The following is a 10,159-nucleotide window of genomic DNA, read 5'->3' on the forward strand; positions in this document are numbered from 1 at the left end:
TTTTAAAATTTTATTACTTTACTAACAACTTATGAGAAGGGGCAAACTTAGTCAGGTTTATTCCTTGTACTGCTTGTTTGTATTCTTCAATAGTTGGAGTTCTACCTAAAATAGTCGATAATACTACTACTGGCGTAGAAGAAAGTAATGATTCTCCTTTTTTAGCATCCGTATCTTCTACTACTCTTCCTTGAAACAAACGAGTAGATGTAGCCATAACGGTATCGCCTTTAGCTGCTTTTTCTTGGTTCCCCATACATAAGTTACATCCTGGACGTTCTAAATACAACATATTTTCATACTCAATGCGTGCACTTGATTTAGGATTGTTGTCATCAAATTCAAAACCTGAATATTTTTGCAACACTTCCCAATCTCCTTCTGCTTTTAACTCATCTACAATATTATAAGTTGGCGGTGCTACTACTAACGGTGCATTGAATTTTACTTCTCCTTTTTGTTCTTCTACGTTTTTCAACATTTGAGCTAATATTTTCATATCGCCTTTATGTACCATACAAGAACCTATAAATCCTAAATCAACGGTTTTAGTTCCTCCATAGAAAGACAATGGACGAATGGTATCGTGTGTATAACGTTTAGAAACGTCTTTATTGTTTACATCTGGATCGGCAATCATTGGTTCGTTTACCACATCTAGATCTACTACTACTTCTGCATAGTACTTAGCGTTTGCATCTGGTTTTAATGCGGGTTCTTTCCCTGAACGAATCTCTTCAATACGTTGATTTGCTTTATCAATTAAACCTTGTAGTACTTTATTTTTGTTGTCCATTCCTTTATCAATCATGATTTGGATTCTAGACTTTGCAATTTCTAATGATTCTATTAGAGTTTCATCTTCAGAAATACAGATAGATGCTTTGGCTTTCATTTCTGCGGTCCAATCTGTAAAAGTAAAGGCTTGATCTGCTGTTAGTGTACCTATATGAACTTCAATAATTCTACCTTGAAAAACGTTTTCGCCTCCAAACTGGTGTAACATTTGTGCTTGTGTTGCATGAACGACATCACGGAAGTCCATATAATTGGCCATATTTCCTTTAAACGTTACTTTTACAGACTCTGGAATTGGCATAGAGGCTTCTCCTGTAGCTAAAGCTAAAGCTACTGTACCGGAGTCAGCACCAAACGCCACTCCTTTAGACATACGTGTATGTGAATCTCCTCCTATAATAATGGCTCTATCATCAACTGTAATATCATTTAACACTTTGTGAATTACATCAGTCATTGAATGGTATACTCCTTTAGGGTCACGCGCTGTAATCAAACCAAAATCATTCATGAATTTCATTAATTTTGGAATGTTTGTTTGTGCTTTTTTATCCCAAACGGAAGCGGTATGACATCCTGATTGGTAAGCACCATCAACAATTGGCGAAATTACGGTTGCTGCCATTGATTCTAATTCTTGGGCAGTCATTAAACCTGTAGTGTCTTGGGATCCTACAATATTAACTGTTACACGAACATCAGAACCTGCGTGTAATACCTTTCCTGGTGTGCTACCTACTGCATTTCTATTAAATATTTTTTCTACGGCTGTTAATCCTTGTCCTTCTATAGAAACTTCTTTTGAAGGAGCAAAAACTACAGGTGCTGTTATCCCTAATGTCTTTGCTGCAAAGGTTTGTAATTTTTTACCAAAAACAATAGCATAAGATCCTCCTGCTTTGATAAATTCCATTTTTTGTGGAGTAAATGATTTTGATAAATCAATTAATTCTTCATCTCCGTTGTATAATTTTTTTGTTTTTGTGTTGATTGTTAAAACAGTTCCTGTTTCAACAGAATAGACTTGTTCTAATACAGGTTCTCCATTTTCATCTCGAACTAGTTCTCCATTTATATCTGTCTTTTTTATCCAGTTTTTAAGATCAATACCAATACCTCCTGTTACGTCAACTGTAGTTAAGAAAATTGGGGAAATGCCGTTAGTTCCACCTACAATTGGAGCGAAGTTTACAAATGGTACGTAAGGACTTGCTTGTTTACCTGTCCATAGGGCTACGTTATTCACACCTGACATACGAGAAGATCCTACTCCCATTGTGCCTTTTTCTGCCACTAACATTACACTCTTATCTGGATGTTGTGCTTTTAAAGCTTCTATTTCTTCTTGTGCCTTAGGAGAGATCATACATTTACCATGTAATTCTCTATCAGAGCGTGAGTGGGCTTGATTTCCTGGAGAAAGTAAATCTGTAGAAATATCTCCTATACCAGCTACGAAAGTAATGACTTTTATTTCTTCTGCTACTTCTGGTAACTTTGTAAAGAACTCAGCTTTAGCATAACTTTCTAGTATTTCTTTAGCTACTGTATTTCCTTTTTCAAAAGCTACTTTTAAACGATCCATATCTGCATCGTATAAGAAAACTTGTGTTTTTAATACTTCTGCTGCCTGTTTGGCTATTTCGGGAGTATTTCCTAAAGCTAAATCCAGCAATACTTCTATAGAAGGTCCCCCTTTCATGTGTGACAACAATTCGAAAGCAAAAGCGGATGAAATTTCGGCAACTAGTTCTCCTAAAATTATTTCTTTTAAAAAATCAGCTTTTACTTTTGCTGCTGGGGTTGTTCCTGGCAAGGTATTGTAAATAAAAAACTTTAGAGAATCTTCTCTATCTTGATTTTTTACATCTTTAATTTGTAGTACAATTTCGTTTAATAATTCAGCACTATCAATAGGTTTTGGATGCAATCCTTGTCCTTTTCGCTCTTCAATTTCTTTAAGGTATTCTTTATACAATTCCATATCTAATTACTATAAATATAAGGTTATCATTTTTGTTGTTCAAATTTACGAAATGTTCAGATTGCTTAAAAATTTTCAAAACAAATATCGCAATCTTTCATTATTTTTTACCAAAATATCAAATTAAGCACTTTATATTTAAAAATAAATAAATAAAACAGGTTGTATTTTAACGAAATACAACCTGTTTTAGTTTTATAAAATATTTTTATTATTATTTTTTGGCTTTTATATATTTAAATAACCAGTCATAAAAGGCATCTTTATGAAAATAGCGTTCTACACTGCCATGATTTCCATTGGGCTCTATGGTAAAAGTAGCATCTGCTTCTGGTATACATTTTTTTATAGCCTCATATACTTTTGAGGATTCTCTTAATGGTACTATAAAATCTTTTGCACCATGAATAATCCATAAAGGAAGTTGTGCTAAGTTAAAACTATCTGCGGTATTGCCTCCTCCACATATAGCAACGGCTGCTGTTAATTCATTTGGGTATTTTCCTGCAAAATGTAAGGTTCCATATCCTCCTAAGCTCATTCCACAAACGTAAATACGGGTTGGATCTACAGCGTAGTTTTCTTTTGCGTATTGAATAAGTTCTAATACTTTATCAGGATTCCAAGCTCCTTTAGCTAATTGGGGTGCCATTACTACCGCATCAATTTTACGTCCGCGTTCTATAGCACGCAGAACGCCGTATCGTTTTACACGATTCAAATTGGTACCAGAGAGACTTTTACCGTGTAAAAAAAGTAATAAAGGTAATTTTTCTCCTTCTTTAGGGGCTTGTACCCAAAAAGGATAGGAGGTTTTTCCTTTAACGGCTTCTATTTTTTTAGGTTTTTCTTGAAAAGATAAGAAAAATAAGGCTATAATTACTCCTATCCATCTCATAATTAAAACAATTTTTGAATAATACTTTCTTCTGTAATACCTTCGGCATCTGCCTTATAATTTTTTACAATACGGTGGCGTAAAATTCCCACTGCTACGGCTTGTACATCCTCTATATCAGGACTAAATTTACCTTGTAGAGCAGCATGTGTTTTGGCAGCTAAAATTAAATTTTGAGATGCTCGTGGCCCTGCCCCCCAGTCAATATAGTTTTTGACTAACTCTGGAGCTAAAACATTATCAGGACGAGTTTTAGACACTAAAGTTACGGCATACTCTATCAGGTTATCTGTAACAGGTATTCTACGAATCAATTGTTGGAATTCAATAATTTCACTTGGGGTAAATAATGGATTTACGTTTACTTTTAAATCAGAGGTGGTATTTTTTACAACCAAAACTTCTTCTGCAAATGTTGGATAGTTTAACTTGATAGCAAACATAAATCGGTCTAACTGTGCCTCTGGCAAAGGATAGGTTCCTTCTTGTTCTATTGGGTTTTGAGTAGCCAATACAAAAAAAGGCAGTTCTAATTTGTAATGATGACCAGCCACCGTAACTGATTTTTCCTGCATAGCTTCTAAGAGTGCTGCTTGGGTTTTTGGCGGTGTACGATTTATCTCATCTGCTAAAATAATATTAGAAAAAATAGGTCCTTTTATGAATTTGAAGGTGCGATTTTCATCTAAAATTTCACTTCCTAAAATATCGGACGGCATTAAATCTGGAGTAAACTGAATACGTTTAAAATCTAATCCTAATGCTTGCGAGATGGTATTTACCATTAATGTCTTTGCTAATCCTGGCACGCCTACTAAAAGTGCGTGTCCACCAGAAAATATACTTAATACAATTTGATTGACTACTTCTTCTTGTCCTACAATTATTTTACCAATTTCTGCTTTTAATTCTTTTTGTTTCTGAACTAATCGTTCTATAGCTGTTACATCTGACATTCTATCTATGTTATTTTATATTTTTTGAATTTTGATTTTAAAATTGAAAACATATAAAATCATAACTCACTTATAAGTTTTTTTTTTACCTTTAGAAAAGTTAAAGCTAATGTTTTTATTTGATTTAAAAAAATTTGAAATAAAGCTAATTACTCATCTAAACTCTTTTTTCGTAAGATTCTTAGCACTTCGTTAAAACCTCTGAATTGTTTTAGATAAAATTCCAATTGTTTTTCATCATAATTTTTTATTATAAATTGAACAATTTCGTTCACCTCTTTTTTCTCGTGTAATGACGAACTACGGATATTGCATAATGCTTTTAAGAATTTAATTTCTGACATTTTAAAAGCATCTTCTTTGTATTGATTAAAAATGGTGTAACTATCTGTTTTATTTAAAATATCAAAAAGAAATTCTTGTTTTCCTTCTTCTTTTTTTAGTTGATAATATAACTCAAATGCTTCTTGGTTTCCAGAAACTATGGCATTAGTTGCATTTATCAACAAAGCTTGTCGGTACTTTTTAAAATCTTCTAAAGGAGCATATTTTTTTATTAATTCATAGTTATTTAGACTAAAAATATATTTCCCGTGTCGTGCTAGTAATAAGGCTAATTTATCATTTTGCTCTAGTTTGCGATACAATTCATCTAAAATTTTCACATAAGGGGTGTTAAATTCCGCATAATAATTACTATCTATTTGGTCTAAAGCATATTTTTCTACTTTTTCATTTTCACCTAACTCTTTTAATGCTTGAATGAGTAAGAGGTTATAGTCGTTTTGAAATTTTACGGGTTCAAAGATTTTTACATACTTAGCAAACATCCCATGTTCAATGTAAATAGGTAAAACAAATTCTCTTAAATGAAAGTTTTGTAATCCCCAATCTGCTTTTTTTTCTAAAAAAGGTTTCGCTTGTTCTTCCAATTTATTCAAGAAAAAAGCAAGTTTTAACTCGTTTGTTTTTGAAAATTTATAAATTTTATCCGTATAAAAAAAATCAGTATATTCTTCTCTATCTGTTATTTCAAAGACTATCAAGGACTCTACTCTTTCGCACCATAGATCAAAATCTTTTAGGAGTAAAAGGTTTGTAATAAAAGTTTCTTTTATTTTATTAATAAAGGTTTCAATTCGAGTTGTATGCAAATAATAGTCATTATAAAATTGCCAAAGTTCTTTGGCTATGTAATTAATAAGTTTTAGATTTTCTAGAGTTTGACTTTGTAAAAGGGCATCAATATAAGGTCTTAGACTTATTTGAAGGGTATCTATAATTTTTTTAACCTCATTGGTTTGTACTGTTTTTCTTTTTCCTATAATAGATTTTATGGATTCATTAATAATTGTGGTAAGTTTTTCTTCGGAAATTTGAATTTCTTCTTTAGAGAATTGATTTTTAAAAACGAAGGCTATTTCTTTATTGGTATTTAATAAATCTGCTATCCAAATTCGCAAATCAAGATCTGAAATCGTTTCTAATAATTGATCTGATTCGGATTGCTTTTTAACGACTCTTTTTTTTACTTTTTCGGTTGTTGTTTGATTTTTAAGGAAAGAAGCTAATGCTATTATATGTATACAAACTCCATTATCTGAACAATCGCAAAGGGTTGACTCGATTTGTTTCTTGGAATTGATTTTTATTTGCACATCATAACTTTTATCTTTTTGATCTACATAAGCAACGAACGAGTTCGGTTTTAACTCATCTAAATCACGAACAGTTAGGTTCTTTATTTGTTTTAGTTTTGTATTATTTTCTTTTAAAAAGGAAGCAAGAGTATGCATAGATAGTAATAATTACGAACTCACCCTCTTAAAATAAATAGTAATAAAAAAGAGTTAATTCTATAAAACTATAAAATTAACTCTTTTTACATAAAATAAAAAATTATTTCTTTAACCAGTTATTTGTGAAGGTACAGTCACGGTACTCTCCATTAATTTTAATATGGGTTTCTTTTATTTTATCTGCACTCCATTTTGCAATTTCTTTTAATTGCTTTTCTTTTAACGCTAATTCTTTTAAACGCAAGTAATCTTTAGCATAGTCAGCCGTATGTTCTTCAAAACGATTGGTTACGGTCATGATTTTAAAAAATTTAGCTCCTGTTCTATCCTCATCTGTTACTGGATAGGATATTTCACCATCTTTTAGGTTTGCTACGACTCCATAAATAGAGGGATCCATCTTAGTCAACTCAAAACGAGTGTCTTGTGTCTTAGGATTTAGCAAAACCCCTCCGTCATTTTTAGTTTCTTTTTCATCTGAAAATTGGCGAGCTGCTTGAGCAAAAGTTAATTCTTTATTTAAAATACGTGATCTAATTTTTTCGGCTTTTTCCCTTGCTTCTTTTATGGCTTTATCAGAGGCTTTAGGAGCAATTACTATATGTCGTAATTCTAAATCTTGTCCTTTAATTTTTTCTAATTGGATAATGTGATAGCCAAATTCAGTTTCAAAAGGTTCTGATATTTCTCCTTCTTGTAAACTAAAAGCTACGTCTTTAAATTCTTTTACAAACTGAGTTTTTCGATTCATTTTGTAATATCCTCCGTTATTCTTAGACCCTGGATCTTCAGAATACAGAACGGCTTTTGTAAAGAAACTAGCTCCATTTTCTAAAACCTCTTTTTTTAATGATTTTAGTTGATCTATAATAACCTGTTTCGAGTCTTTAGATATTTCAGGTTTTACAACAATTTGAGCTAATTCCATTTCTGCTCCAAAAACGGGTAATTCTTCTTTTGGAATTTTTTTATAAAAATCACGAACTTCTTCAGGAGTAATAGTTACGAGGTCTACAATCTTTTTTTGCATTTCTGCCGTTAATTTATTTGATTTAATAATATCAAATAATTCCGTTCTCAAATCTTGCTCGCTAGATTTCCTGTAGTATTCAACTACTTTCTCCATGGATCCTAATTGTTGTTTAGCATAATCTAGCTGTTCTTCTAGTTTTTGATTGACTTCTGCATCTGTTACTTTTATACTGTCTTGAACTGCTTGATGTGCGTATAATTTATCTTCTAACAACTTACCCAACATTTGACAGCGAGAAATTTCTTTTGTATTAATTCCTTGTTGTTTGAGTTCAATGTACGTTTTGTCAATATCTGAATCTAAAATTATATAATCTCCAACTACTCCAACTACCCCATCTACTTTTGTTTTTTGAGCAGTAGTCGAAAAAACGGCAATGAATAAAGTTAGAAAAACACTTACTTTTTGAATTAATTTCATTTTATTGCTTTATTACTTTTTATTTGGATGTTTTTAACTTTTCAAAAATACTATTATTAACATTAACTTTAAATTCTTTTTTGAGTTCAGAAACCCAACTATCTTCAAGATATTGTTGATAATCACTAATAACTTTTCCTTTTATTTCTTCTAATGTCTTTTGTCCAGCTGGTAAAACCTTTAATACTTTATTAACGTAAAAATACTCTTTTTCTTTATAAATCTTAGAAACTCCTTCTTTCAAAATTATATTAGGGTTCATCCCTTCTTCGATTGTTTCTTCTTTAGGTATAACATGAACGACTTCTTTTGTATTTATTTTTTCTTTCAATAGATCTACGGTAGTATTTTCTCTTAATATTTTTTGAGCTTTCTTAACAAGTTGCTCATTGGTAGAAGATACTATTATTACTTTTGCTCTATTCTTCCATTGGTAGTTCAATTTATTTTGTTCGAAATAATTTTTAAGTCCAATAGAATCTTGTTTGGCCTTATTCCAAATTTCTTTTTCCATTAGATCAAATAAGAGCAGACCATCTCTATACTCTGCTACGATATTTTCAAAATCAGGAAATTCTTTTTCTAAATTTTCATTATAATAAAGATTTAATTGATTATCTATAAAATTGGAATATACTTGATCTATCCATTTTTCAATAGGTTTTATTTTTGTTTTTGCTTTTTGTTGCGAACTTAATTCATTTAGAAAAGCAGTTCCTGGAATAGATTTATCTGCTAATTTTACTAATTCCCCATCAAATTGCTTTTTATCTTCTGGCATTTTCCACTCAGTAGTATAATAACTATCTGTTATACTATTTCTAATTTCTGAAAACATTTTTTCATTACGTCTTACAGGATATTTTTCACGTAGTTTAGATGTTAATGCAGAAACTATTATTTTGGAGCGATCATCTTTTCTAATTTTAGTGTCTAGCTCACGTTCCATCTCTTGTAATTTCTTAATGGGATGTTTTTCAATAAGTTTAACTATGTGCCATCCGAATTGGCTTTCGAAAGGTTCTGAATAATCTCCTGCTTTATTTAATTCAAATGCTTTATTTTCAAAAACTTCTGAACTCAACTGACCTGAACTAAAACGAGGCAAAGTTCCTCCTTTAGGAGCAGAGCTTTTATCTTCTGAATATTGATTTGCTAAAGTAGCGAAATTTTCGTCTTGTTTTAATTTTGAATAAATATCAAAAATTGAGTTTTTAGATTTTATACTATCAGCATCTGTAGTACTTTTCGTCTTTAAGATCATAATATGGGCTACTGTTAGCTCTCCTCTATTTTCTCTTATATCTTGCACTTTTAGTAGATGATATCCAAACTTTGTACGTACTGGCATAGATATTTCTCCTATTTTTGTGTTATAAGCTGCTGATTCAAAAGGATACACCATACGAAAAGCAGAAAAATATCCTAAATTTCCTTTATTTTCTTTAGCAGAAGGATCTTGAGAATATTGAATTGCCAATGATTCAAAAGACTCTCCTTTCAGAGCCTTGTTTCTTATCTCTTGAACTACTTTATAAGCCTTTAGTGTGTCTTGAGCTGTTGCATTTTCATCGCATAAGATAAGAATATGTGATGCTTTTACTTCTTTTTGAATTCTGGAATAGGCTTCATCAATTAATGCTTTTGTAACCTTACTATCGGAAGTATAATTTTTAGCTAATTGATTTCTATAAGAACGCAACTCATTTTTGTATTGCATTCCATTTTGCAATCCTAATTTATTAGCTTTATGAATTTTTAATTTATAAGCTACATATAAATCTAAGTAAGCATTCAAATCTTTTTGCGATTCATCCTTAACCAAATCAATATTTTTATTATAAACTCGTAAGAATTCATCTGTATAATACGGTTTATCATCAATGGTAAATAATATGTCCTTATTTGTACTTTGTGAAAAACCTACAGTAGAAACTGCAAATAATGCAGTAGTTAAAAACTCTTTTAGATTCATTATTCTATTGTTATTTATAAATAGCAAAGCAAAAATAAGAATTAGAACACATTAAACAAGTAAAGATAAATCTATTAACAAAAAATTATTAACGAAAAAAGCACCTCCTATGAGGTGCTTTTTAACCAAGCTTTTATATTTTATTACATTTTTACAATGATAAATTCACTTCTTCTGTTTGCTTGATGTTGTTCTTCTGTGCAAGAAGATTGATTGGTTGGTTCGCAACCACAATCATTTACTAATTGTGATTCTCCATAACCACGTCCTGTTAAGCGATCTTTAGCAATACCGTT

7 protein-coding genes are annotated in these 10,159 nt (G+C 31.0%); all 7 read right to left on the bottom strand.

What is annotated here, in order from left to right:
* Window positions 1-13 precede the first annotated feature (13 nt).
* On the bottom strand, window positions 14-2,782 hold the full coding sequence (locus B0A78_RS06205; RefSeq protein WP_014165041.1) for a bifunctional aconitate hydratase 2/2-methylisocitrate dehydratase: 2,769 nt from the start codon (window positions 2,780-2,782) through the stop codon (window positions 14-16).
* A gap of 214 nt (window positions 2,783-2,996) precedes the next feature.
* The gene (locus B0A78_RS06210) at window positions 2,997-3,680 is read right to left on the bottom strand and encodes a carboxylesterase family protein (protein ID WP_014165040.1); all 684 of its coding nucleotides are present in this window, start codon (window positions 3,678-3,680) and stop codon (window positions 2,997-2,999) included.
* A 2-nt stretch (window positions 3,681-3,682) separates the two neighbouring features.
* Window positions 3,683-4,636, bottom strand: coding sequence for an AAA family ATPase (locus tag B0A78_RS06215; protein ID WP_014165039.1), 954 nt, complete (start codon window positions 4,634-4,636; stop codon window positions 3,683-3,685).
* Between the two features lie 149 nt (window positions 4,637-4,785).
* Window positions 4,786-6,432, bottom strand: coding sequence for a hypothetical protein (locus tag B0A78_RS06220; RefSeq protein WP_097609475.1), 1,647 nt, complete (start codon window positions 6,430-6,432; stop codon window positions 4,786-4,788).
* A gap of 103 nt (window positions 6,433-6,535) precedes the next feature.
* Window positions 6,536-7,888 (bottom strand): peptidylprolyl isomerase, encoded by a 1,353-nt coding sequence (locus B0A78_RS06225; RefSeq protein WP_014165037.1) that lies wholly within the window; start codon window positions 7,886-7,888, stop codon window positions 6,536-6,538.
* 19 nt (window positions 7,889-7,907) lie between these two features.
* The gene (locus B0A78_RS06230; RefSeq protein ID WP_065213128.1) at window positions 7,908-9,863 is read right to left on the bottom strand and encodes a peptidylprolyl isomerase; all 1,956 of its coding nucleotides are present in this window, start codon (window positions 9,861-9,863) and stop codon (window positions 7,908-7,910) included.
* A 143-nt stretch (window positions 9,864-10,006) separates the two neighbouring features.
* Window positions 10,007-10,159, bottom strand: a 153-nt coding sequence (locus B0A78_RS15065) for an OmpA family protein (protein WP_169859095.1), incomplete at its 5' end; no start/stop codon positions are given.

The sequence above is a fragment of the Flavobacterium columnare NBRC 100251 = ATCC 23463 genome (genome assembly GCF_002530675.1).
Lineage (GTDB): Bacteria > Bacteroidota > Bacteroidia > Flavobacteriales > Flavobacteriaceae > Flavobacterium > Flavobacterium columnare.

Bases quoted from the DNA above. Each gene is read 5' to 3' on its own strand.
- B0A78_RS06210 (WP_014165040.1), bottom strand. From the start codon at position 3,680: ATGAGATGGATAGGAGTAATTATAGCCTTATTTTTCTTATCTTTTCAA.
- B0A78_RS06205 (WP_014165041.1), bottom strand. From the start codon at position 2,782: ATGGAATTGTATAAAGAATACCTTAAAGAAATTGAAGAGCGAAAAGGA.
- B0A78_RS06220 (WP_097609475.1), bottom strand. From the start codon at position 6,432: ATGCATACTCTTGCTTCCTTTTTAAAAGAAAATAATACAAAACTAAAA.
- B0A78_RS06225 (WP_014165037.1), bottom strand. From the start codon at position 7,888: ATGAAATTAATTCAAAAAGTAAGTGTTTTTCTAACTTTATTCATTGCC.
- B0A78_RS06230 (WP_065213128.1), bottom strand. From the start codon at position 9,863: ATGAATCTAAAAGAGTTTTTAACTACTGCATTATTTGCAGTTTCTACT.
- B0A78_RS06215 (WP_014165039.1), bottom strand. From the start codon at position 4,636: ATGTCAGATGTAACAGCTATAGAACGATTAGTTCAGAAACAAAAAGAA.